Origin of the sequence: Sporosarcina cascadiensis, from assembly GCF_009650995.1 — a bacterium.
GTDB classification, from domain to species: domain Bacteria; phylum Bacillota; class Bacilli; order Bacillales_A; family Planococcaceae; genus Sporosarcina; species Sporosarcina cascadiensis.
The window spans coordinates 151,100-173,704 of record NZ_WHVV01000009.1 but is presented as its reverse complement, the minus strand read 5'-3'; the positions used below and the strand labels follow the sequence as shown (position 1 = coordinate 173,704).

The following is a 22,605-nucleotide window of genomic DNA, read 5'->3' as shown; positions in this document are numbered from 1 at the left end:
CAGATCAATTTGGAAATGCTTCTTCATTAATTGTTCTAAGGGTACCGTTCTGGTTTCACTCAGAAAGCTTTGAAACTTGCGGTCAAATTGTTGATCTTTCTTAGCCGAATCTAAAAGTCCTAAACTTAATAAGAAGCCAATGGTATAGGGATAGTTATAGAACGGAGTATTCGCTTGATAGAACTGTCCATACTTAATCCACACGAAAGGCTCATAATTACGTAAATTACCTCCATAAGCTTCATTCTGACACCGTAATGAAAGTTCTTCTATCTGTTCTGCATCTAACAGACCAGACTTTCTGCATTCATAAAATCTTTCCTCAAAAGAAAAAGCACCTTTTATGGACATCAAATAAGTTAAACTTCGCTCAATCTTCTCCCCCAGGATTGATTTTTTGATTGAAATATCACTAGTATTTTGTATGAGATAATCAATACATACAGTTTCAAAGAAAATGGAGGACGTTTCTGCTACTGTCATTTCTAACGTATCTTCTAAAAAACGAAGGGAAGGAACAACCGACATTTGTTTAAAGTGCCAGGCATGGCCAAATTCATGTGCCAGTATCCTTGCGCTGTTAATTTTATTATCGAAATTCAAGGAGATTCTAGACTCTCCTTCTGAAATGAATGGAACACAAAATCCCCCAGATTGCTTTGTTATACGTGGTTCTGCATCCACCCATCCGTTAGCAACTGCATCCTTAACAAACTCACTCATATTGCTGTCGATACTTTCAAGAGACTTTGTAATTGCATCAACAGCTTGATCGAAAGTCAGTTGTGCAGGATCATTAGGAGATGGAGACATGAATTCATGCCAATCAAGTCTTTCATTGGTAGCTTTATTTGACTTTACGTTAAAATATTTGGAGAGCGCATGTAAATTTGAATCTATAGTCTCCCACACTACATCCAGTGTTTGTTTAGAAATTCCATTTAAAATTAACGATTCATCAAGGCAATTTACTTTTTTTATCTGAGCTTCATGAAGTCGCAGTCCCACCATTTGATTATAAATCGAAGCAAAGCTGTTCGCCTGTTCTTCAAGAGTTTTGTTAAGTTCCTGGAATATAAGAGTCCGATAAGATTGCGCAGGATGCGACATGGCTAGATCGATTGCTTCTCCAAAAGTCAGTTCTTTCATTTCGTTCAAGTAATCAAATTTTATTCTTAAGCTATCTCTAACTTGCAGGTAATGAGCTTCCAGACTGCCTACTGTGGAAGGTTCTGAAATCTTATCTTCTACTTTTGCATAGTCTAATAATTCGGTAAGAAAATCCGTCTGTTTAACATCTTTTGCCCATTCTACGTATAGCGGTTCACTCATACTATGTAGATTCCCCTGCAAATTGGACAGTATTGAATAAACTTGCTTTTTCAACGTTGAGATCGTTTCGTTTAATGAACTCAGATAAGATGGCTCAACATCCTCTGTAAGTAAGCAATGATAAAAAGATTCGGCTGAGTCAATTTGTTGTATTAGTTGAGAAATTATTACTAAATCACTTTCAGATAAGATGTTTGTTTCTGAATAACTTTCGAGTTCTATCAACTTATCATTCATTCCACCCAAATAAAAATTATATTTGTCTAAATTGAAACCACATTGCAGATTATCCAATTTCCAACGAGTTGCCGTCTTGAATTCCTCCATAATAAGTCCACACCCAATCAATATGTCGCAGAGACAGTTTAATATGACAATTTCTAATTAGTCCAAGAATAACTAACAAACTTTAACTTCAAACCATTCATTTCAAATTCATCATTACTATCTTCCATTTGTGTAAATCCATTTTTCTTTAACACTTTTTGAGAAGCTGTATTATTACTTGTTGTTTTCGCCAAAATTTGTTTGATGCCCAGTTCACTTACTTTTTCTAAAAGCAATTGCAAGGCTGTTTTGGCAATGCCTTTTCCGGTATGCTGCTGTCCTACTCTATAGCCCAGATGACCAGTTTTACTGTTTTTGTTTATATCAACTAGATTGATCCTGCCGAGAATAGTGCCTTCTTGGTCTTTAATTAAATAAAAATAGGAAATCCCTTCGCTCTGTTCTGCAAGCAGGGCTCGATGCCTGCTTCTAAAAATTTCAGGTTTATAATAATCATTTCCGCGGGAAAGAACCATTTCCTCGAAAAAGGCCCGGTTTTCCAGTTCAAATGCATATAGATTTTTTTGGTCCGTGCTTTTTAACTTTTCAATTGAGATATCCAATAATTATCTCCTCCCATTAGATAATCTGCTCTTTTGTATGCAGTATTGCAAAATCGTCATTCATTACTAGCTTTTTCGCGTTCTTCTCTCTCCAGTAAATATCTCTCATAAGCATCTTTTACTCCATCATTAATATCTACTGGCACTAAATGTTTATGTAGATCCCGCAATAAGATAAATGCTCTGAAAATTACTCCGACAATAATTGCATATAACATATACCAGCCAATAGGTCCAAAGTAAACTAAAATACCTAAAAGCCCGGCAAATAAAATACACCCTACTAACTTCATAACATCCTCCCTCACTAAGTAAACAGACTTTCAAGAATATATTGAATGGATCGAAAATATTGAAAATAAAATTTCGAGATTTTAGGAATCATAAACAGTGTTGCCAAAATAATTTAAAAAGAAAGGTTAATAGAGGTCAATTCAAAAATGATATGCTTCACAGGGATCGCTCTTTCCACATGTCTGGTGCTGATAAAATCGCCTCTACAAACGATCGTGACTACTCTCAACTCTCTTTTCGATCAGTTCCTAGCTATTTATACAGGTGACTTGGATGTTGCCAGGACACCAAGCCCATGCCCCACTTCATGCAGTAGCGTGCAGAGTGGAATGATGATCACAAACATAATGAACATTGCAAGCATGGATCTCCCGCCCTTCTCTTCTCCTACAGATCAAATTCTTCCGTACCGCTTTCCAAGATCATAAAGGTTCCCTGCTCGCAGTCAATCTCAGCCAGGGCGCCATACGGCAAAATGAACTTAGGCTCAGTATGCCCGAAATTCAGATTATACAGGATCGGCAGCTCTTCCAGATCATATTCTTTCATGACAGAGCGAATTTCTCTTTTATATTCCTCGTAGTACTTCTCATCCTGCGGTTTGCCGAAAATGATCCCGTTTGCTTTATGCAGGATGCCTTGCGCTGCATAATTGCGCAGCCAATACCTGATCATCTGTGGATCCGGCTTTTCTTCCGAAGTTTCAAAAAATAGTATGCTATTGTCCCAATGCTTGTTTTCCGGCCAAAGCGCGGTTCCCTTGGCAAACTCCAGCACTTCAATGCAGCCGCCTATTAAACGTCCTTGAGCTGTACCTGAACCTTGAAGCACTTCATAACCGGCATTTTTCCGCATCGTCCGCTGTTTCCCTTTATTCTCTTCGATCCATTCCAGACGTTCACTTGTCCATTCATATGCCGGCTGGATTTCACCGATGATTTCATTCGAGAAGAGAGTCCGGTTCACCATTTCCACTGTGTAAGGATCCATTTCGATATTTTCAGCAAAATCGGTCAGGATCGCCGGACCGTAAAATGAGGAAATACCTGCTTTCAGGCAGAATAAATGGGAAATCGTCACATCCGAGTAACCCATGAGAACCTTTGGATGTTCACGCATCACGTTGAAATCAATATACGGCAGCAGGCGGATGCTGTCTTCCCCTCCGATATTGGCGATAATCCCTTTGATGCTGTCATCTTCAAATGCCGTCATCAAATCTTCAGCACGGGCCTGAGGCGAATCATAAAGATAATCTGCGCCTTTTAAACTGTTTGGCATCGGCACCACTTCCAGCCCGAACACGTCCTCCAGTCTTTTGACTCCCTGTTCATAGCGCCAGCGCAGATTGGGTTCACCGGCGCCTCCCCACGACGTACTGACTGTTGCCACACGATCGCCAGGCTGCAGTTTTTTTTGTTTAATCAGCATAAGAATTTCCTTCCTTTCATTGCAGAACGCGTTTTCACTATAATACTTCGTTCAATTATTTCACTTTTCATAAGATTACACAACCGTCTCTGTATCAAAAAACGGACTGCAAGCCTTTGAGGGCCGCAATCCGTCTCATACTTCCTATTTAACATCTTTTTTGACAACTGCCACATGGACAATCTGCCCGTCTTTCGCTTCATTGACAACTGCGCTGCCGGTAGACTGCCGATTCGTGTTCTTCAGTGTCATTGGGTCGATTTCTATCTTTTGATCCTTTGCTGTCAGCAATATAAACTGCTCGTCTTCATTCACCGTCCTTGCATCTACAATACGATACGGATTGGTTTTCAGTTCTTTAAGGACCGTGACGCCTCTTAACGCCCTGGCAGCCGTTTCGAATTCTGCTACATTCATTCGTTTTACTGAACCACGCTGGGTCGCTACGAAAATATTCTTCGTTTTCTCCGTCACTACAATAAACGCTGCCAGTTCATCTTCCGGCTTCAAATTGATGCCTTTTACACCGCCTGTACGTATACCGGTGATCGATAATTCAGTTAAGCTGAAACGCAAAGCATAAGCCTGTTTACTCACTAACAAGATCTCTTCATTACCCGTTACGATCTGCGCTCCGGCCAGTGTCTCGCCCTTTTTTATATTCATCGCTTTGAATGAACGATTATAACGCTGCACTTGGAAATCTGTCAGCTTGGACAATTTCACATTGCCGTTTGAGGCCGCAGTTAAAACGCTTAAGTTTTCGTCGAATTTTTCGAGACTGATCACGTCCACCAGTTCTTCGTTTGGCTCAAGGCTCACAATACTCGATACATGCTGACCTAAATCACGCCAGCGTATGTCAGGAAGCTCGTGGACAGGCTGATAGATGTAATTACCCAATGAAGTGAACAGCAGGAGATGATGCTGCGTATTCATCGCAGACTCCAATAAATAATAATCGGATTCTTTCATTTCCTGGCCAACACCATTGGAGGCAGAATAAGAACGCATACTCGTACGTTTAATATAGCCGCCTTTCGTCACAGATACCATGACTTCCTCGCTTGGAATTAAAATATCCATATCTACTTTCAACTCTTCTATCTTTTCAACAATGACAGAACGGCGAGGTTCGGCAAACTGCTTACGGATGGCTTTGATTTCTTTCACTAGCACAGCGATTAATTTCGACTCGCTTGCCAGAATTTCCTCAAGCTCGGCAATCAGTTTACGCAGTTCCGCTTCTTCCTGTTTCAATTCTGTAATATCAGTATTAGTCAGGCGGTATAACTGCAACGAAACGATCGCTTCCGCCTGTACTTCCGTAAATTCATACGCTGAGATCAAGTTCTGTTTTGCATCTTTTTTGTCTTTGGATGCACGAATTGTCTTAATCACTTCATCGAGAATGGACAAGGCATGCATTAAGCCGTCGACGATATGCAGACGGTCTTTGGCCTTGCGGATATCGAAATTAGAACGTCGTGTGATGACGTCTTTCTGATGATCGATATATGCATCAAGCAGCATCGGCAGAGACATCAGCATCGGCCGTCTGCCCGAAATTGCGATCATATTGAAATTATACGTAATCTGCAGGTCAGTATTTTTGAGCAAATACTGCATGATCGCATGGCTGTCCATGTCCTTTTTCAGCTCTACAACAATTCGCATGCCTGTACGGTCGGATTCATCGCGAATTTCCGCGATCGCATCAAGTCTGCGGTCATGACGCAGCTCATCCATTTTTTTGACCAGATTCGCTTTATTCACATCATACGGGATTTCCGTGATAACAATTTGGGATTTACCGGCTTTTAACTGCTCTGTTTCCCATTTTGCACGAATAATGAAGCGTCCCTTACCCGTTTTATAAGCCGTTTTGATACCGTCAGTTCCTTGAATAATGGCTCCCGTTGGAAAATCCGGGCCGGGAATAACCGTCATCAATTCTTCGACGCTGACATCAGGTTTTTTCAGGCGCATCAAAACGGCATCGATCACCTCATGAAGAGCGTGAGGCGGGATGTCCGTTGCATATCCTGCTGAAATTCCCGTTGCTCCGTTGACTAAAAGGTTCGGAAAACGACCGGGCAATACGGTCGGCTCGAGTTCCGTATCATCAAAGTTCGGTGCAAAATCGACCGTTTCTTTACGAATATCGCGCAGCATCTCACTGGCGATCGCAGATAAGCGTGCTTCTGTATAACGCATCGCAGCTGCAGAGTCCCCGTCGACCGACCCGTTGTTTCCGTGCATATCAATCATTTCGTGTCGCAGTTTCCAGGATTGACTCATCCGCACCATTGCATCATAGACAGACGTATCTCCGTGCGGATGGTAGTTACCGATCACGTTACCGACTGTTTTAGCTGCCTTACGGAACGCTTTTTCATGCGTATTTCCTTCATGAAACATCGCATACAAAATCCGGCGCTGAACCGGTTTTAAACCGTCACGAGCGTCCGGAATTGCACGGTCCTGAATGATGTACTTACTGTAACGCCCAAATCGGTCGCCAATCACTTCTTCTAAGGGAAGATCTTGAAAAGTTTCTGAATGGGTCATTCCATATCCCCCTCAACATGTATAAATGCATTGTCTAAAATATTATGTTCTTCAATTAAGCCAAAATCGACATTTTCTTCGATCCATCTTCGGCGCGGTTCGACTTTATCGCCCATCAGTGTCGTCACACGGCGCTCTGATTTCGCACCGTCTTCAATCGTTACGCGAATCAAGGTGCGCGTTTCCGGGTTCATCGTCGTTTCCCATAATTGATCGGCATTCATCTCGCCGAGACCTTTATAGCGCTGGAGCATATAGCCTTTGCCGATCTTTTTCATGGCGGCGTCTAAATCGTCTTCAGTCCAGGCATACGCAAGCTTTTCACTCTTTCCGGAACCCTTAAACACTTTGAACAGCGGCGGCAGTGCGATATACACTTTTCCGGCCTCAATCAAAGGTTTCATATAGCGGTAAAAGAATGTCAGCAGCAGCACTTGAATATGTGCACCGTCTGTATCCGCATCCGTCATGATAATAATTTTGTCATATGCGGCATTTTCAATTTGGAAATCTGCGCCGACGCCTGCCCCGATTGCATGAATGATCGTATTGATCTCTTCATTTTTCATGATGTCTTCGAGCTTGGCTTTTTCCGTATTGATCACTTTACCCCGCAATGGCAAAATCGCCTGAAATGTACGGTCACGTCCCTGCTTGGCAGATCCTCCGGCAGAGTCACCCTCCACCAGATATAATTCATTTTTCGCGGCATTTCGTGATTGAGCCGGAGTCAGTTTCCCGGACAGCAAAGTATCTGATTTCCGTCGTTTTTTACCGGAACGCGCATCTTCTCTTGCTTTTCGTGCCGCTTCACGCGCCTGGTGGGCACGAATGGCTTTACGTACAAGGTTTGCACTTAATTCCGCGTTTTCCTCCAAGAAATACAGTAATTTTTGAGAAACCACCGCATCAGTCACAGTACGCGCTTCACTCGTACCAAGTTTGCCTTTCGTCTGTCCTTCAAACTGCAAGATTTCTTCAGGAATACGAACGGAAACAATCGCAGCGATTCCTTCCCTGATATCCGCTCCGTCCAGGTTCTTATCTTTTTCCTTCAGCAGACCTGCTTTACGTGCATATTCATTCACAACACGTGTCATTGCTGCTTTCGCCCCGGTTTCATGCGTTCCGCCGTCTCTCGTCCGTACATTGTTGACGAATGAAAGAATCGTTTCTGCATAGCCGTCGCTGAATTGGAAAGCAAATTCGACCTCTATGCCGTCATTTTCACCTTCCAGATACGCCACATCATGCAGGACGTCCTTCTCTTCGTTCAAATACTCAATAAATGCTTCGATACCTGATTCATAATGAAAAACGTCTTTTTTATCGGTACCTTCTTCTTGCAGAACAATCTTTAAGCCTTTCAATAGAAACGCAGATTCACGCAATCTTTCAGCCAGCGTATCGTATTGATATTTAATCGTTGAAAAGATTGTGCGGTCCGGTTTGAAATGAATGATTGTACCTGTTTCTTTCGTTGTGCCGATCTGCTCAAGCGTCGTAGCCGGATGTCCGCCGTTCTCAAAACGCTGCCGGAATTTCTTGCCGTCACGGAAAATCGTCACTTCGAGCCATTCTGATAAGGCGTTGACCACAGATGCACCTACACCATGCAGACCGCCGGATGTCTTATATCCGCCCTGTCCAAACTTTCCGCCTGCATGCAATACAGTCAAAATGACTTCTGCTGTCGGTTTTCCTGACTGGTGCTTTCCTGTTGGCATGCCCCGTCCGAAATCCCGGACACTGACACTGCCGTCTGAATGAATGGTTACATCAATCTCTGATCCGAAGCCTGCTAATGCCTCATCTACAGAGTTATCCACTATTTCATAAACCAAGTGATGCAGCCCGCGGGTATCCGTCGAACCAATATACATACCAGGTCTTTTGCGTACGGCTTCTAAACCTTCTAAAATTTGAATGGAACTATCATCATATGTGTTTTGAATTTTTTCCTTCGCCAAAATGAAACCCCCGTCAAACAAATGTTCTCTTAATTTAATCATACCTCTTCTGATAAAAGCTGTCAAATCAACGTTTTCATGCAGTCAACTTATTGTATAGAAGAAATCTCAGGATTGCAATGCAGAAAAGATGACAACCTAATGAACGACAGCTTCCGACATTTCGAATAACAGGCTTTGCTATGGCCTGTGTAAATCAGTTATTGTTCCAAACTTACTCTTCTGCTAAACTTAATGCAAACAAGTAATCATGCAAAAGGGGTTCATTATGGAAACTTATCTAATCATTCTGGCGGCCTACCTGCTTGGTTCGATCCCGTCTGCATTATGGATCGGGAAACTATTTTATCAAACAGACGTCAGAGAGCATGGAAGCGGAAATATGGGTGCAACTAATACGTTTCGTGTATTGGGGAAAAAAGCAGGAATCATCGTTACTCTTCTCGATATTTTTAAAGGGACTGCAGCAGTGCTATTGCCGCTGCTTCCTTACTTTCACGACAATACAATTCATCCGTTGATACTCGGGATTGCGGCAGTTCTCGGTCATATCTTCCCTCTTTTCGCAAACCTCAGAGGCGGGAAAGCGGTAGCTACTTCCGGCGGTGTTTTACTTGGATATAATTGGCCAATTTTCATTTTGGTCGTCCTTACGTTTCTAATCGCATTGAAGCTGACGAAGATGGTCTCTTTAACTTCCATCATCGTTTCAGTGCTTGGGCCTGTGTACTGTCTGATTTATTATTTACTAACAGGCGACTTATACTTATTCCTGGTAATTTCGCTGATGGGCTTTTTCATTTTTTATAGGCACAGAGCCAATATTAGCCGTATAAAAGAGGGAACAGAACCAAAAATAAAGTGGCTATAGGCTGCTTTGGGAGAAAGGGCGTTTTACTTCTTGAATATCAGCATATCCGAAAATGCAGAACACTGGTTTAAAGATGAAATGGAAGCTTCACCAGGTGATTATGTAAAGTTTTTTGCACGTTATGGCGGATCAAGTCCCCTTCATGAAGGCTTTTCCTTAGGCATTACGAAAGAAATACCTGATGAAATAGCGGTGGAAACCGTTATGGATGGTGTTCATTTTTATATTGAAGAACGTGATATATGGTTTTTTGATAATCATGACTTGCAAGTGGATACTGACCCCGCGAGCGAAGAATTAGCTTTTTCATACAGTAAGAATTCCTGACATAATAGGACATATTAAACGGCAAGAATAACTTACAGGTTATTCTTGCCGTTTTTAAATCGAAGCAACTGCTCGAGACGCTGTTCTGCCTTCAATATCTCCGTTTGCCGCTCTCCCAGCAGGTCAAAATGCGGATATTTCTCTCTTGCATGCATCCATTCAGGACGCAAGCCATATTGTCTCCCCCAACTGATCAGTTTCTCTATATCACAACATCCTGCCTTTGTGACAGTATTGACACCGGGAAACCGGTCATCAAGCCAGTAATGCGTCAAGAACGCGATTTCTCCCCGGCTTACCGCCTCTTTCCAAGCTTGCAGTTCCTGTCGCTTAATACCGAAAGCCATCAGTTTTCACTTCGCTGAATCTCTGCATATTTCGCATCCCACTGCGGATCGATTTTGCTTAATGAAACAGGACGGAAACTGCCTTTTTTTACTAAAACGTGTTCAGATACAGCTGTCGCTGCTACCACTCCATCGGCATGCAGAATCTCGTAACCATAGACCGTACGCAGTCTGCCGTGCGATTCTACCCATGTCCGCACAGAGATGGTCTCTCCATATGTAATCGATGTCTTATACTTCACAGACAGCTCGGTAACTGGCGACAAATAACCGTCCTTCTCCAGCTGCGCATAATGAAACCCTAGATCCTGAATAAGTGATGTCCGTCCAATTTCCATCCAAACTAAATAGTTCGCGTGGTAAACGACACCCATTTGATCGGTTTCTGCATAACGAACCTCAATTTCTTTTTCACTTGTAAACATTTTTCTTCACCTCATTATCCAGTATAGCGAACGAAAAATGACTTTGCTTGCTATAGCATTTCAAACATAGAAAAAAGATGTCCAACGGAGTCGGACATCTCTTTCTTATAGTATTATCAGTTTGTTTTCAACTTGTCGCGAAGAACCATTTGCAGGATTCCGCCGTGACGGTAGTAATCGATCTCCACTTCAGAGTCGAAACGTGCAAGCACTTCAAATTCAGTTTCCTTGCCGTCCGGAGCTTTTGCTATAACTTTAAGGATTGAACGTGGTTTTACGCCTTCAGCGATATTGACACAGATTTCTTCCTCACCAGTCAAGCCTAGAGATTCAACGTTCTCACCATTGATGAATTGCAGCGGAAGTACACCCATCATCACTAGGTTAGAACGGTGGATACGCTCGAAGCTTTCTACGATAACTGTTTTGATTCCCAGCAAGTTCGTGCCTTTTGCTGCCCAGTCACGAGAAGATCCCATTCCGTAGTCTTTACCGCCAAGAATTGCGAGACCTGTTCCGTCCTGCTGATACTTCATAGCCGCATCATAGATCGGCATAACTTCTTTGTTTGGCCAATACGTAGTGAATCCCCCTTCAGTGCCTGCTGCGATTTGGTTACGAATACGGATATTCGCAAACGTTCCGCGCATCATGACTTCGTGGTTACCACGGCGTGAACCATATGAGTTAAAGTTACGCGGCTCTACGCCGTTTTCGCGCAAGTAGATTCCTGCAGGTGTATTCAAACCAATTGCTCCGGCAGGTGAAATATGGTCAGTCGTGATGGAATCACCGAACTTACCGATTACACGCAGGCCTTTTAGCTGTTCGATATCCGTTGGTTCTTTCGAAAGGTTTTCGAAGAACGGAGGATTTTGGATGTAAGTTGAAGACTCATCGAAATCGTATAGAGAATCGTCAGTCGTTTCAATTGCATTCCAAGCTTCGTTTTCAGTGAATACGCGGGCATATTCTTTACGGAACAATTCAGGAGTAACTGTAGCGTTCAAAACATCATTGACTTCTTGAGTAGAAGGCCAGATGTCTTTGAAGAATACGTCGTTTCCATCTTTATCCTGTCCAATCGCATCTTTAGCGAAGTCGATGTTCACCGTTCCAGCCAGTGCATACGCAACAACCAATGGAGGTGAAGCCAAGTAGTTCGCTTTAACGAATGGGTGTACGCGGCCTTCAAAGTTACGGTTACCTGAAAGGACAGACGTTACTAGAAGATCTTCGTCACCGATTGTTTTTTCGATTTCCGGAAGTAATGGACCGGAGTTACCGATACATGTAGTACATCCGTAACCTACTGTGTTGAACCCGATTTTGTCCAAGTACTCAGACAAACCAGAATCATTCAAGTAGCCTGTTACGACTTTTGAACCTGGTGCCAATGAAGTTTTCACATAAGCAGGAGGCGTAAGTCCTTTTTCTACAGCTTTCTTCGCAACCAATCCAGCCGCTAACATTACGTAAGGGTTTGAAGTGTTTGTACAAGAAGTAATCGCTGCGATAGCCACATCGCCCGTTTTCAGATCAACCTTGCGGCCGTCCTCAAACTTGATTGTGCCTTTTTTCTCAAGCTCTTTTGGTGTAAGACCGAAGCCTTGAGTCCCTTCTGGAGCAACAACTGCGTCTTTGAAAGACTGTTGCATTTCAGTCAATGGAATCAAGTCTTGCGGACGCTTAGGACCTGAAAGGTTTGCAGCGATATCACTTAGGTTGATTTCAACCACTTTTGTGAATGTCGGCTCTTCCTTTTCAGGTGTGAAGAACATATCATTTTCGATCAAATATTGCTTCGTTACAGCGATATGGTTTTCATCGCGGCCTGTTAAGCGCATATAGTTCAATGCTTCTTCATCAACCGGGAAGAATCCGCAAGTAGCACCATATTCAGGCGCCATGTTAGCGATTGTCGCGCGGTCGGCAAGTGGCAGTTTAGATACGCCTGGTCCGAAGAACTCAACAAATTTCCCTACTACGCCTTGTGCACGAAGTGTTTCAGTAACTTTCAATGCCAAGTCAGTTGCAGTCGTTCCGTCCGGAAGGTCTCCAACCAATTTAACACCGATTACTTCAGGAATTGGGAAATAAGAAGGCTGTCCAAGCATTCCTGCTTCAGCTTCAATCCCGCCGACGCCCCATCCAAGTACTCCGATACCATTGATCATCGTTGTGTGGGAGTCAGTTCCCACCAATGTATCAGGGTATGTTTCGAATGTGCCGTCTTCACTTTCAACAGCGTGAACAACATTTGCAAGGTACTCCAAGTTTACTTGGTGAACGATACCCGTTGCAGGTGGTACTGCACGGTAGTTGTCATATGCTTTTTGAGCCCAGCTCAAGAATTGATAACGCTCAGCGTTACGCTCGAATTCAAGCTCCATATTCATTTGAAGAGCCTGCGGCGTGCCGTAGCTGTCTACCTGTACAGAGTGGTCAATAACCAGATCCACTGGGATTTCTGGGTTGATCTTATTAGGATCTCCGCCTTGTTCCTTCATTGCTGAACGTAATGACGCAAGGTCGACTACAACAGGAACACCTGTAAAGTCCTGAAGGATAACGCGGGAAGGTTTGAACGGCACTTCAGCATCTGCGTTCTGTACAGTGCCCCATTTTGCCAGGTCTTCTACGTGCTCATCTTTGATTACGTATCCGTCGTGCTGACGAAGAACTGATTCCAGCAATACTCTCACTGAATAAGGAAGTTTAGAAATGTTTGAAAGGCCTGCTTCTTCTAAAGCTTTTAGGCGGTAATAGTTATATGTCTTTCCATTCACCTTGAAAGACTGACGGCTGTTGTGTAAATTGCTTTTTGCCATGATTTGGTCTCCTCCTTTATGTACTGAAAGATAATAAATACACATCTTTCCTCTACTCCATCATAGTATAGCAAAGAAGATTAGTAAAATACATATAAATTATAGGTTGATATAAGAAAAACCAATGACTAAATCAAATATCATTAAGAATTCTCAATTAGTCATTCCGATTCTCAAATAGACGGCAATTCACTAGGAAGAATTTCCTTTCTGATACCTATCATACAAATTCTGTCTTTTAAAAGGATTTTTCCCTCACTGTCTTTACACATGTCTGGATATTCAGCCGCCACTATGCCAGAATACTAGTAAGGAGCTGATAAAATTGAATAAAGCATTATTGGTTGTAGATTACACAGTAGATTTCGTGGCAATCGACGGAGCACTGACTTGCGGCGAGCCAGGGATTGCGCTTGAAGACTATATCGTACAGTTAACAGAGGATTTCCTCAAACAGCAGCAGCCCGTTTTCGTCATAAATGATCTTCATGAAAAAGACGATCCGTACCATCCCGAAAACGCCCTGTTCCCTCCTCATAATATTCGTGGAACAGCAGGAAGAAATCTCTACGGCAAAATGAATGATCTTTACAAAGCGCATAAGCAAAAAATTATCGGGCTGGATAAAACAAGATACAGTGCATTTGCCGGCACTGATTTAGATATTCAGCTGCGCGCCCGCGGCATTACGGAAATTCATCTGACAGGCGTCTGCACAGATATCTGTATTTTACATACAGCAGTGGATGCCTACAATAAAGGGTATAAAATTATCATCCATCAAGGCGGCGTTGCAAGCTTTAATCCGGCAGGCCATAACTGGGCACTGTCTCAGCAGTAAACAAACTGTCTGAACTTTTTTTATTTTCATCTTCAGGATAAAAAAGGTTTCATGTATTAAAAAAATGGTAATACAAATACTAAGCAAGAGATACACACAAATTCTTAAAGGAGATGAACAGCATGAGTTTTCTTTGGTTCTTAATTATCGGAGGCGTCATTGGTTGGTTAGCTGGACTTATTGTAGGCAGAGATATTCCAGGCGGCATTATTGGTAACATTATTGCAGGTATTGTCGGTGCATGGATCGGTGGTGCATTGTTAGGTGAATGGGGTCCGCAAATCTCCAGTTTCTACTTTTTACCAGCATTAATCGGGGCGATCGTACTTGTCTTTATCGTCAGTCTGATTATGAAGAGTATGCGCAGAGCATCGTAAATTTAGACATAAAAAGTGGAGTCTTCCTTAATTGGAAGCTCCACTTTTTTATTTTGCTGCTTGTATTTCCATTTCATTCGCTTTACGCTGCTCTTCAAATTCATTAAAAAACCAGAGCACATCTTCTACATACGTTTCACTGTGATTATAATGGAAGATGGCTTTTTCTATCTGACCGTCTGCCGCTCCGCTTTTGGACAGATAGTTCGCCGCACTGAATATCGCGTCTTCAATATTAAATGGGTCCGCGATTCCGTCTCCGTTTGCATCTACCCCGTAACCGCCATATTTTTTAATGACTGCAGGATCGGTTTTATCTTTTTCCGGGATACTTCCCTTCCCAAGTTCTTTGCAGCCCGGATAACCCCAGCCAACAAATGTACAGGGCATAAACTGCATTGGACCTTCTGCACCTGCCGGCGATACATCTATATTCATAGTGGAGAATCGCGTCTCAATCCGATGATGTGCTGCGAGCAGTGTCCAAGGAATACCGTATTCTTTGCCCGCGGCGATGTAAATCGGAATATATTCCTCCGGGATTGCGGTACCGCTCTGCCGGTCCTGCATACTTAACAGAGTCGAAGCAGATTTCCTGATGACGTCATTATTTTCAATACTTGTCCAAAGGATTGCAGCAATCGTGAAGACGGTGACGGCAACGGGTATTAAAAAGATCAGGAAGGCGATTTTTATACGGATTGACCGACTGACCTTTTTTTTCTTCATTGCCTCACCTCTTCCCCATCTTAGTTGCCTTCTTTAATCAGCGCTTTCATGTCTTTTACGATTGTATCATAAGGAACATCATCTCGCCCGTCATATAATTTTACGACTTCCCCATCCTGATTCACCAGGCCGAATGAAACACTGTGCAGCACTTGGTTACTGTTCGGAATTTCTTTCACGACTTGTTTGAATGAAGACGCCGCCAGCTTCTCGATCGTTTTCATATCATAGCCTGTGAGCAGCTCCCATTTATCACGCAGATGCTGATCGTCAACTCCGAGTTCCTTCTTATCATTGTCCGTAAGCGCAACAAATGCTTCCATATAATCTTTTAAAGCTTCCGGCGTATCCGTTTCAGGATCAATGCTGAAGGCCACTACTTTGTAATCCTCCACATTTTTTTCCTGCAATTTCTTTTGCAGCGTGAACATATTGCTCATCATCGGCGGGCACGCATCTTCACAAACTGTGAAAATAAACTGTGCCAGCCATACTTCGCCTTTCAAATCTTCATTCGACACTTTTTCATGATCTTGATTGGTAAATTCAAATGGTTCCACTTTGTACTTGTGATCAGGCTTAAATCCACCGCCGCACGCACTCAGCACGAGCACAAATATGAGTGTCAGCAGCACCAAAAACTTTTTCTTCATCATTGATTCCTCCACCTTGTAATAGTCACTTCATCATATCGAAAGTTCCTTTATCAAACAAGGCGGAGGTCTGTTCCTATTTGGCTAAACATTGACGGTTTCATGAAGTTCTCATGAAGTTCAGCGGTTTTTTATATCGGAGAGAACTTCATGGATTGCTTCAAGCTTTACTTCAAGCCTGTGCAGCAGGTAAAACGATACGAATATCGGAAATCCCACGTCCTGAATGAGTTGCAGCCAATGCTCCATTTGCGTCTCCTCCTTTCTTCTTTGGATGTAAAAAAGCCGGCATTCCGTAGAATGCCGGCTCCTGCTATTAACGTGTCAGTAGAACCTGCGTATCCCGCTCTACAATCCGTGCACTTTTAATTTGTGCCAACGGAGAATCTTCTACAACAAATACTCCGCTGTTGATCACTTGCTGCATAGCTGATTCCACTTGTTCCGCTGTTACATTGTCTCTTGGAGCCTCCACAGTCAATTTCACCGGTTCTTCAGCTGCCGTCAAAAAGTTCAATTCCAATACTTTTGCCATTTTCCCGTTCCTCCTTTTCTTCCTTAGTCATTTTGTATTTCTTCTGTTACGACCTTCTCAACTTTGATCAGCAAGTAGCTTGATAAAGAAGCTAATTGAGTCAATGCAATATGCAGGCTGTCTGCTGAAGACTGGCTGTTGAGATTCTTGTACGTCTTGACCTTGCGGATGATGCTGCCCTTTTCATTCGTTCCAGCGTTGAAGTGAATCTTGCCGGCTGCAGAATTGAATTCCAGTGTAGCTGCCATGTGTATCACCTCCTTTCACCCTCTATATAGAGTGAAAGATCAAAAAGGATACTTTGTTAGTGAAATATTTTTCAAATGATTCTATAATGGAGAGTAGAATGGAAGAGGTGAATAACTGTGCAGGACCTATTTATGTGGTTTATCTTATTCTGGGGCATTGTAATGATCGGTTTATTCGGTATCGGCGGATTTTTCATGTTCCGAAAGTTCCTGAAAGTCTTTCCGAAAGAAGACGGCAAATCGACATTGGACTGGGAAGAGCATTATGTCAACAAATCACTGCATTTATGGAACCCCGAAGCTAAAGGAATGTTAAATGAACTGGTTACGCCGGTACCTGAATTATTCCGTGATGTAGCGAAGCAGAAAATCGCTTCAAAAATTGGACAGATCGCATTGGAAGACCGCGCAAAAACAATTGAATTTGACCATATTATTAAAGGATATATTCTCGCGACACCTAAGCGGGATCACAACTTTCTTCGCAAAAAGCTGAATGAAATGGATGTCGACATGCAGCCGTATGAACATTTATTCGGCTGATAAGTGAAAAAGCAATCTGCCCATAAAAGGACAGATTGCTTTTATTTTATGTTTTTTTCGAGTTTCTTATATTTCACGAGCATCCCAATCCGCCAAGGCAGAATCATGGAGAATGCCAGAATGAAGAACATTCCGCCAAGCTCGCCCACATCAATTGAGTTGCTGAGTACGATTTTACCAATCATCCGCAAAATCAGCAGACTGAACAAAATAATAAGGAAAGCTTTAGATTTCTTTAAGTAAATCCCATCTTCCTTCATTTCGAACTTCGTTGTTTTGATTAAGAAAGCCGAGAAGATTAATCCGACGAGACTCGCTTCGAGAACCTGTGTCCAGGGAACCTGAAACTCGTCAAACAAGAACATCAGCATCCCGGTCGACATGAATAGCGGCGGCAAAATTATTTTCTTAACCTGTATCGGCTTATTCGATGCTTTCGCCCGCATCGTATAAACAAATGTTGTCATTACAAGAAAAATTACTGTCGAACCGATAATCAGATAGACCGGCGGAATGCTTGTGAAAATATAATCGACTAAATCTTGCAGCTTACTCATCTTCTGCTTTCCCCCACTCTTCTAGATCATCCATCCGCCTTGTCAAATCATTCATTGGAACGATCCGTGCAAAACGCGCCATTTCCCTTTGCTGATGGAACAATAACACAACAGGGGCTGTAAAGAGTCCGAGCTGGCCTGCAAGTTCAGGAACTTCCGCGGCATTCACGCGGTAAAACGGAAATGCATAGGATTCCCCGAGTGCCGCCACTTGCGGATAAAGTCCTTCACAAACAGAACAATGATCGGTTTTTACAAACAACAGAAATTGCTTGGAGCTGTTCAATAGGGATTGCCACTCATTAAATGAATGAATCTCCTGCATACTGCACCTCTCCTCTGTTTGATTACTTTTTCATTAGAAGCCCTGGAAATCACCGAAAATCGGGCTGAGCAGACTAGTGAAATAGACCATGCCGTTAAAGAACAGCACAATACCAAATACAATCATCAAATATCCGCCTGCCTTAGTGATCGTCATGCTGTGTCTGCGGATCCAGCTGATTCTTGTGATGAAGAATGACAGGAAGAAGAATGGAATCGCAAAGCCGAGCACGTAGAGCATCATATACAGCATACTCGAAGCTGGGTTTGTAGCCGCCAGGTAGATGATCGCACCGATTATGGGTCCCATACACGGCTGCCACCCTGCCGAGAAAGCAAGTCCGATCAGCGCTGTACCGAAATAACCTGCCGGACGGTTTTTAAATTGCAGTTTTTTCTCTTTCATCAAAAATTCCGGTTTGAATAATCCGATTGTCATCAGACCAAAAATCACAATGAAAATCGCGCCAAGCTGACGGATTAAATCTTGATACTGTAAGAAAATCGAGCCAATGAACGATGTACTGAATCCCAGAATAACGAATACTACAGAGAACCCAAGTAAAAAGAACAGCGTATGTAAAATACCGGTACGGCTCATTCCTTTTGACTTATCACCCAAATCATCCAGTGACATACCGGTGATATACGATATAAAGGCCGGGTATAGTGGCAGCACGCAAGGAGAGATGAAACTTAAAAAACCTGCACCGAACGCAAAGAATATATTCACATCCGCCCCCAAAGTAATTCCTCCTTCATGATCAGGAATAGTAGAAAGCTGACAGATCATTTCTGTTCTGTCAACTTTCCCACTCTATCGTACCAAAACTGTCTATAGATTACGCTTCATTTGTTTGTGAAATCTTTTTGACAATCTATCAGCTATTCTCCTGTACACCGTTTTGCAGTTCATACATCGTATAATACAATCCTTTTCTTGCCAGCAATTCAAGATGTGTCCCTTTTTCAACAATTTCACCGTGATGCAATACGAGAATCAGTTCAGCATCCTGTATGGTACTGAGTCTGTGAGCAATCGCAATCGTCGTGCGGCCTTCCCGCATTTTCGCCAGGCTTGACTGAATCGCCACTTCCGTTTCCGTATCAATATTCGCCGTCGCTTCGTCGAGCACTAAAATCTTCGGCTGCATGGCCATAGTCCGTGCAAATGCAATCAGCTGACGCTGGCCGCTCGAAAATGTAGAACCTCTTTCTGACACTTTGTGCTGATAGCCTTCCGGAAACTCCTCAATGAAACGGTCTGCCTGTACAAATTCAGCTGCTTCCCTGACATCCCGGTCAGTCAGCGCGGAATTATGCAGCCTGATATTGCTTGTGATATCTCCGTAGAACATGAACGGGTCTTGCAGAACCAATCCGACTTTCATCCGCAATTCTTCCATTGAATAGTCTTTCAATGAAACACCGTCTATCAGGATTTCGCCCTGCTCATATTCATAGAAACGCATAAACAGGTTAATGATGGAACTCTTCCCGCTCCCTGTATGGCCGACAAGCGCGACTGTTTCGCCGGCATTTGCAGTAAAGGCAATATTTTTCAGCACTTCGTTCCTTCCATCATAACTGAATGTTATATTGCGAAATTCGATCTTACCGTCCGTTATTTTTTCATTTGTTCCGGCCGTTTGGACAGGCTCCAGCTGCGGATCATCAATTAACGCGAAAACCCGTGATGCCGAAACGATTGCCTGCTGGAACATGGACATCCGCTGCATCACTTGCTGAACCGGCTGAAACAACCGAGTAAGCAGCGCAGTAAACGCATAGATAATCCCAACATCCACCGCAGTCGTCAAAGATGTCACACCAAAGTAACTGAGCGCTGCAATGACCGTGGCGGTATACAGCAAATCGATAAACGGTCCAAGCAGCAGACTGTCGAACTTGATGTTTCGCATCCCTGCACGATAATGCCCTTCATTGACCTCAATGAATTCATCAGACAGCCGCTTTTCCTGACGAAATGCCTGAATCATTCCCATTCCTGAAAGTGACTCGGAAATTTTCGCGTTCAGCTGACTGAGCCGTTCGCGGATATCCTGATAAAAATCCGCACTGTAATAACGGTATACCGATACAATCACCAGGAACAGCGGCAACAGCACCAATGTATAAAGTGCCAATCTTGCATCTAATGAAAACAGCGCAATGTAAACACCTATCAGACCGAAAATCGCCTGCAGAAAGGTTACCGCCACATTGTCAAACATTTCCTTGATCGACTCCGTATCATTCGTTACCCGTGAAACGATGCCGCCCGCAGGTGTCTGATCAAAATAACGCAGTCCCATTTTCTGTACTTTCGTAAATACGTCAATTCGTAATTGCTGGATAATCGACAGCGCAAGTTCCTGGAAACGCAGCGTTTCAAAATACAGCGCAATGACGTTTACCAGCTGCAGTCCCACATAAGCAATCGCAATGATCCAGACCTGCCGTGCAGGAAATTCACGCAGCACGACATAGTCATCGATAAATAGCTGGATGATCAGCGGACCGACAACTGTTGCCGTAACTGTAATCATCAGCAGAACCATCGCAATGAATGCACTTCGTTTAAATGGCAGGACATAACGCGCCAGTCGCATAAATGTTTTCAGCTGGTCTTTGGCGGACAGATTCACCTGCTTATTCATATGTCTCGCCTCCTTGCTCCACAATCGACTCAAGCTGCTGCAGTTCGTACATCTCTTTGTAGATTCCCTGCTTCTTCAGCAAGCTTTGATGATCTCCTATTTCTGCCACTTTTCCTTCTTCCATCACAATAATCTGATGTGCATGTTGAATCGCGCTCAGACGATGTGATGTGATGACAGTCGTCTTACCTGTCCGCTGCTCTTTTAATGAATGCAGAATAGCCTCTTCTGTTCTGGCATCGACTGCTGAGAGCGAGTCATCCAGAAGCAGCAGCTCCGGATTCATCAGCAGCGCACGCGCGATTGAGATTCGTTGTCTTTGTCCGCCTGACAGCGACACGCCGCGTTCTCCGACCATCGTTTCATACCCATCGGCGAACGCCAGAATATCTTCATGAATATGTGCCGCTTTTGCAGCCGCCACAATTTCCTGCTGATCAATGGCAGGATTTGTAAAAGCGATATTCTCACCCAGCGTTGTAGAGAAGAGGAAATGATCTTGCGGAACATAGCCGATCGCCCGCCGCAGACTTTCTTTCTTATACCGCGTGATCGGTATTCCGCCATACGTAATTGAGCCCGTATACCCTTCGAACTCACGCATGAGCAATTTCAGAATAGCGGTTTTCCCTGATCCTGTCCTTCCTACTATGCCGAGTGTCTCACCCTGCTTCAATGTAAAGTGAATATCCCGCAGCGCCGATTCCGTATCGTCAGGAAACGTAAAGGTGCCAATATCAAATACAATATCTCCTTGAGGCAGCTCATCAACCGCGCCGGGACGGTCCTGAATTTCCTGCTCTACCGACAGTAAGTCTTGAATTCTGCTGTAAGAAGCATTCCCGCGTTCCACGATATTAAATAAGAAACCTATGGCAAACATCGGCCATGTTAAAAGTCCGAGATATGAAATAAATGCAATCAGTTCACCAATCTTCAAGTCGCCGGCTATGATGAAACGGGTGCCGAAGACAAACGCCAAAATATAAGACACCGCAAAAATCAAGGCAATCGTTGGATCAAATAATGCATCGATTTTAGCAACCCGCATATTTTTTTGCACTACTTTTTCTGAACGTTCGGTAAACGCTTTAATATCTTCTTTTTGCTGACCGAATGTTTTCAGTACTTTGATGCCTGAAATACTTTCCTGCGTCTTGTCATTTAAATCCGAGAAGGCTTCCTGGGCAACCATAAAACGCCGGCGCAGCAACCGTCCATAATAACTTGTCAGAATAACCATGAACGGAATCGGGATCAATGCAATCAGCGTCAATTTCCAGCTGATCGTCAATGCCATTGTCAAAATGACAAACCCGCCGGTCGACACTGAATCGGCAAGCGTCAAGATTCCCATACCTGCCGTCTGCTGTACAGCACTGATGTCGTTAGTCGCGTGCGCCATCAGATCCCCGACTCTCCTGCGCTGATAAAACGAGGGAGACATACGGGTAAAATGCTGGAATAAGCGCTCTCTCATTGTTCGTGCCAGATAAACGGCAGAACCAAAGATCATCACTCGCCATAAATAACGGCCCATGTACATTAAGACGCCTGCCGCCGCCAGAATAATCATCCATCGCTTCAGCATGCCCGCAGTGAGCGTTCCTTCTGCCACAGCATCGACAATCATTCCAATGATTTTCGGAGGTGCAAGCTGCAGTACCGCAACGAGCATTAAGGCAGTCACCCCGATAATATACTGCTTTTTCCGTTCTTTAAAAAACCAGCCCAAATCAACTAACACTTTCATATTTGTTCCTCCTTGCGTAAGACGGCCTAGTTTCTATTTGATTTTATCAGACTGCTTGCTATACCGGAAGTTCCGGAAATGCAATTTTTCGGTTTC

The 22,605-nt window shown here is 43.4% G+C and carries 24 protein-coding genes; 5 read left to right on the top strand and 19 right to left on the bottom strand.

From position 1 onward, the window contains the following. From GDZ68_RS11470 to parE, 6 genes are all read right to left on the bottom strand, one after another. Window positions 1–1,659, bottom strand: a 1,659-nt coding sequence (locus GDZ68_RS11470; protein ID WP_153722431.1) for a M3 family metallopeptidase, incomplete at its 3' end; no start/stop codon positions are given. 53 nt (window positions 1,660–1,712) lie between these two features. Next, complete coding sequence (locus tag GDZ68_RS11465) at window positions 1,713–2,222, bottom strand: GNAT family N-acetyltransferase (protein ID WP_194841138.1); 510 nt, start codon at window positions 2,220–2,222, stop codon at window positions 1,713–1,715. A 56-nt stretch (window positions 2,223–2,278) separates the two neighbouring features. Next, on the bottom strand, window positions 2,279–2,515 hold the full coding sequence (locus tag GDZ68_RS11460) for an ATP-dependent Lon protease (RefSeq protein WP_153722430.1): 237 nt from the start codon (window positions 2,513–2,515) through the stop codon (window positions 2,279–2,281). Window positions 2,516–2,903: 388 nt separating this feature from the next. Next, window positions 2,904–3,947 carry a S66 family peptidase gene (locus GDZ68_RS11455; RefSeq protein WP_153722429.1) on the bottom strand — a complete coding sequence of 348 codons (1,044 nt, stop codon included), beginning with the start codon at window positions 3,945–3,947 and terminating at the stop codon, window positions 2,904–2,906. Window positions 3,948–4,091: 144 nt separating this feature from the next. After that, window positions 4,092–6,518 (bottom strand): DNA topoisomerase IV subunit A, encoded by a 2,427-nt coding sequence (gene parC, locus GDZ68_RS11450; RefSeq protein WP_153722428.1) that lies wholly within the window; start codon window positions 6,516–6,518, stop codon window positions 4,092–4,094. Beyond that, window positions 6,515–8,530: a DNA topoisomerase IV subunit B gene (gene parE, locus GDZ68_RS11445; RefSeq protein WP_228551084.1), complete on the bottom strand. Its 2,016-nt coding sequence runs from the start codon at window positions 8,528–8,530 to the stop codon at window positions 6,515–6,517. Before parE ends, parC begins: the two co-directional genes overlap by 4 nt. 226 nt (window positions 8,531–8,756) lie before the next feature. Between parE and plsY the strand changes: the two genes are divergently transcribed. Beyond that, window positions 8,757–9,359 (top strand): glycerol-3-phosphate 1-O-acyltransferase PlsY, encoded by a 603-nt coding sequence (gene plsY / locus GDZ68_RS11440; protein WP_153722427.1) that lies wholly within the window; start codon window positions 8,757–8,759, stop codon window positions 9,357–9,359. A 30-nt stretch (window positions 9,360–9,389) separates the two neighbouring features. Next, complete coding sequence (locus GDZ68_RS11435; RefSeq protein ID WP_153722426.1) at window positions 9,390–9,686, top strand: HesB/YadR/YfhF family protein; 297 nt, start codon at window positions 9,390–9,392, stop codon at window positions 9,684–9,686. 32 nt (window positions 9,687–9,718) lie between these two features. On the opposite strand, the gene GDZ68_RS11430 is transcribed toward GDZ68_RS11435, so the two are convergent. The 3 genes from GDZ68_RS11430 to acnA form a co-directional block, all read right to left on the bottom strand. After that, window positions 9,719–10,033 (bottom strand): hypothetical protein, encoded by a 315-nt coding sequence (locus tag GDZ68_RS11430; RefSeq protein WP_153722425.1) that lies wholly within the window; start codon window positions 10,031–10,033, stop codon window positions 9,719–9,721. Continuing rightward, complete coding sequence (locus GDZ68_RS11425; RefSeq protein WP_153722424.1) at window positions 10,033–10,458, bottom strand: acyl-CoA thioesterase; 426 nt, start codon at window positions 10,456–10,458, stop codon at window positions 10,033–10,035. Before GDZ68_RS11425 ends, GDZ68_RS11430 begins: the two co-directional genes overlap by 1 nt. Before the next feature lie 116 nt (window positions 10,459–10,574). After that, window positions 10,575–13,289, bottom strand: a complete 2,715-nt coding sequence (gene acnA, locus GDZ68_RS11420; protein WP_153722423.1) for an aconitate hydratase AcnA — start codon at window positions 13,287–13,289, stop codon at window positions 10,575–10,577. 325 nt (window positions 13,290–13,614) lie between these two features. Between acnA and GDZ68_RS11415 the strand changes: the two genes are divergently transcribed. Beyond that, window positions 13,615–14,130, top strand: a complete 516-nt coding sequence (locus tag GDZ68_RS11415; RefSeq protein ID WP_153722422.1) for a cysteine hydrolase family protein — start codon at window positions 13,615–13,617, stop codon at window positions 14,128–14,130. A gap of 122 nt (window positions 14,131–14,252) precedes the next feature. Further along, entirely contained in the window at window positions 14,253–14,507 is a 255-nt protein-coding gene (locus GDZ68_RS11410; protein WP_153722421.1) for a GlsB/YeaQ/YmgE family stress response membrane protein, read from the top strand. A gap of 48 nt (window positions 14,508–14,555) precedes the next feature. Here the strand turns inward: GDZ68_RS11410 and GDZ68_RS11405 are convergent, their stop codons facing one another. The 5 genes from GDZ68_RS11405 to GDZ68_RS11385 all read right to left on the bottom strand — a co-directional run bounded on the left by GDZ68_RS11405 (window position 14,556) and on the right by GDZ68_RS11385 (window position 16,672). Further along, the gene (locus GDZ68_RS11405) at window positions 14,556–15,236 is read right to left on the bottom strand and encodes a lytic transglycosylase domain-containing protein (protein WP_153722420.1); all 681 of its coding nucleotides are present in this window, start codon (window positions 15,234–15,236) and stop codon (window positions 14,556–14,558) included. A gap of 20 nt (window positions 15,237–15,256) precedes the next feature. Further along, entirely contained in the window at window positions 15,257–15,892 is a 636-nt protein-coding gene (locus GDZ68_RS11400) for an SCO family protein (protein ID WP_285835508.1), read from the bottom strand. A gap of 117 nt (window positions 15,893–16,009) precedes the next feature. Further along, on the bottom strand, window positions 16,010–16,138 hold the full coding sequence (locus GDZ68_RS11395; protein WP_153722419.1) for a YvrJ family protein: 129 nt from the start codon (window positions 16,136–16,138) through the stop codon (window positions 16,010–16,012). 67 nt (window positions 16,139–16,205) lie between these two features. Next, window positions 16,206–16,424, bottom strand: coding sequence for a DUF2922 domain-containing protein (locus tag GDZ68_RS11390; RefSeq protein WP_153722418.1), 219 nt, complete (start codon window positions 16,422–16,424; stop codon window positions 16,206–16,208). A 23-nt stretch (window positions 16,425–16,447) separates the two neighbouring features. Continuing rightward, entirely contained in the window at window positions 16,448–16,672 is a 225-nt protein-coding gene (locus tag GDZ68_RS11385; protein WP_153722417.1) for a DUF1659 domain-containing protein, read from the bottom strand. 132 nt (window positions 16,673–16,804) lie between these two features. On the opposite strand from GDZ68_RS11385, the gene GDZ68_RS11380 reads away from it, so the two are divergent. Further along, window positions 16,805–17,215: a DUF2621 domain-containing protein gene (locus tag GDZ68_RS11380; protein ID WP_153722416.1), complete on the top strand. Its 411-nt coding sequence runs from the start codon at window positions 16,805–16,807 to the stop codon at window positions 17,213–17,215. 41 nt (window positions 17,216–17,256) lie between these two features. Here the strand turns inward: GDZ68_RS11380 and GDZ68_RS11375 are convergent, their stop codons facing one another. From GDZ68_RS11375 to GDZ68_RS11355, 5 genes are all read right to left on the bottom strand, one after another. Continuing rightward, the gene (locus GDZ68_RS11375) at window positions 17,257–17,772 is read right to left on the bottom strand and encodes a CcdC family protein (protein WP_153722415.1); all 516 of its coding nucleotides are present in this window, start codon (window positions 17,770–17,772) and stop codon (window positions 17,257–17,259) included. Next, window positions 17,765–18,097 carry a thioredoxin family protein gene (locus GDZ68_RS11370; protein WP_153722414.1) on the bottom strand — a complete coding sequence of 111 codons (333 nt, stop codon included), beginning with the start codon at window positions 18,095–18,097 and terminating at the stop codon, window positions 17,765–17,767. The genes GDZ68_RS11375 and GDZ68_RS11370 overlap by 8 nt, the downstream gene beginning before the upstream one ends. A gap of 33 nt (window positions 18,098–18,130) precedes the next feature. Beyond that, window positions 18,131–18,841 carry a cytochrome c biogenesis CcdA family protein gene (locus tag GDZ68_RS11365; RefSeq protein ID WP_153722413.1) on the bottom strand — a complete coding sequence of 237 codons (711 nt, stop codon included), beginning with the start codon at window positions 18,839–18,841 and terminating at the stop codon, window positions 18,131–18,133. 136 nt (window positions 18,842–18,977) lie between these two features. Then, window positions 18,978–20,756, bottom strand: a complete 1,779-nt coding sequence (locus GDZ68_RS11360) for an ABC transporter ATP-binding protein (protein ID WP_153722412.1) — start codon at window positions 20,754–20,756, stop codon at window positions 18,978–18,980. Next, window positions 20,749–22,509, bottom strand: a complete 1,761-nt coding sequence (locus GDZ68_RS11355) for an ABC transporter ATP-binding protein (protein ID WP_153722411.1) — start codon at window positions 22,507–22,509, stop codon at window positions 20,749–20,751. The genes GDZ68_RS11360 and GDZ68_RS11355 overlap by 8 nt, the downstream gene beginning before the upstream one ends. Window positions 22,510–22,605: the final 96 nt, after the last annotated feature.

Excerpts from the sequence above, each read along its gene's own strand:
- GDZ68_RS11370 (WP_153722414.1), bottom strand. The coding sequence starts at position 18,097 with ATGCAGGAGATTCATTCATTTAATGAGTGGCAATCCCTATTGAACAGC.
- parE (WP_228551084.1), bottom strand. The coding sequence starts at position 8,530 with ATGATTAAATTAAGAGAACATTTGTTTGACGGGGGTTTCATTTTGGCG.
- GDZ68_RS11385 (WP_153722417.1), bottom strand. The coding sequence starts at position 16,672 with ATGGCAGCTACACTGGAATTCAATTCTGCAGCCGGCAAGATTCACTTC.
- plsY (WP_153722427.1), top strand. The coding sequence starts at position 8,757 with ATGGAAACTTATCTAATCATTCTGGCGGCCTACCTGCTTGGTTCGATC.
- acnA (WP_153722423.1), bottom strand. The coding sequence starts at position 13,289 with ATGGCAAAAAGCAATTTACACAACAGCCGTCAGTCTTTCAAGGTGAAT.
- GDZ68_RS11390 (WP_153722418.1), bottom strand. The coding sequence starts at position 16,424 with ATGGCAAAAGTATTGGAATTGAACTTTTTGACGGCAGCTGAAGAACCG.
- GDZ68_RS11400 (WP_285835508.1), bottom strand. The coding sequence starts at position 15,892 with ATGATGAAGAAAAAGTTTTTGGTGCTGCTGACACTCATATTTGTGCTC.
- GDZ68_RS11410 (WP_153722421.1), top strand. The coding sequence starts at position 14,253 with ATGAGTTTTCTTTGGTTCTTAATTATCGGAGGCGTCATTGGTTGGTTA.
- GDZ68_RS11375 (WP_153722415.1), bottom strand. The coding sequence starts at position 17,772 with ATGAGTAAGCTGCAAGATTTAGTCGATTATATTTTCACAAGCATTCCG.
- GDZ68_RS11455 (WP_153722429.1), bottom strand. The coding sequence starts at position 3,947 with ATGCTGATTAAACAAAAAAAACTGCAGCCTGGCGATCGTGTGGCAACA.
- GDZ68_RS11355 (WP_153722411.1), bottom strand. The coding sequence starts at position 22,509 with ATGAAAGTGTTAGTTGATTTGGGCTGGTTTTTTAAAGAACGGAAAAAG.
- parC (WP_153722428.1), bottom strand. The coding sequence starts at position 6,518 with ATGACCCATTCAGAAACTTTTCAAGATCTTCCCTTAGAAGAAGTGATT.
- GDZ68_RS11360 (WP_153722412.1), bottom strand. The coding sequence starts at position 20,756 with ATGAATAAGCAGGTGAATCTGTCCGCCAAAGACCAGCTGAAAACATTT.
- GDZ68_RS11430 (WP_153722425.1), bottom strand. The coding sequence starts at position 10,033 with ATGGCTTTCGGTATTAAGCGACAGGAACTGCAAGCTTGGAAAGAGGCG.
- GDZ68_RS11405 (WP_153722420.1), bottom strand. The coding sequence starts at position 15,236 with ATGAAGAAAAAAAAGGTCAGTCGGTCAATCCGTATAAAAATCGCCTTC.
- GDZ68_RS11425 (WP_153722424.1), bottom strand. The coding sequence starts at position 10,458 with ATGTTTACAAGTGAAAAAGAAATTGAGGTTCGTTATGCAGAAACCGAT.
- GDZ68_RS11395 (WP_153722419.1), bottom strand. The coding sequence starts at position 16,138 with ATGGAGCATTGGCTGCAACTCATTCAGGACGTGGGATTTCCGATATTC.
- GDZ68_RS11460 (WP_153722430.1), bottom strand. The coding sequence starts at position 2,515 with ATGAAGTTAGTAGGGTGTATTTTATTTGCCGGGCTTTTAGGTATTTTA.
- GDZ68_RS11380 (WP_153722416.1), top strand. The coding sequence starts at position 16,805 with ATGTGGTTTATCTTATTCTGGGGCATTGTAATGATCGGTTTATTCGGT.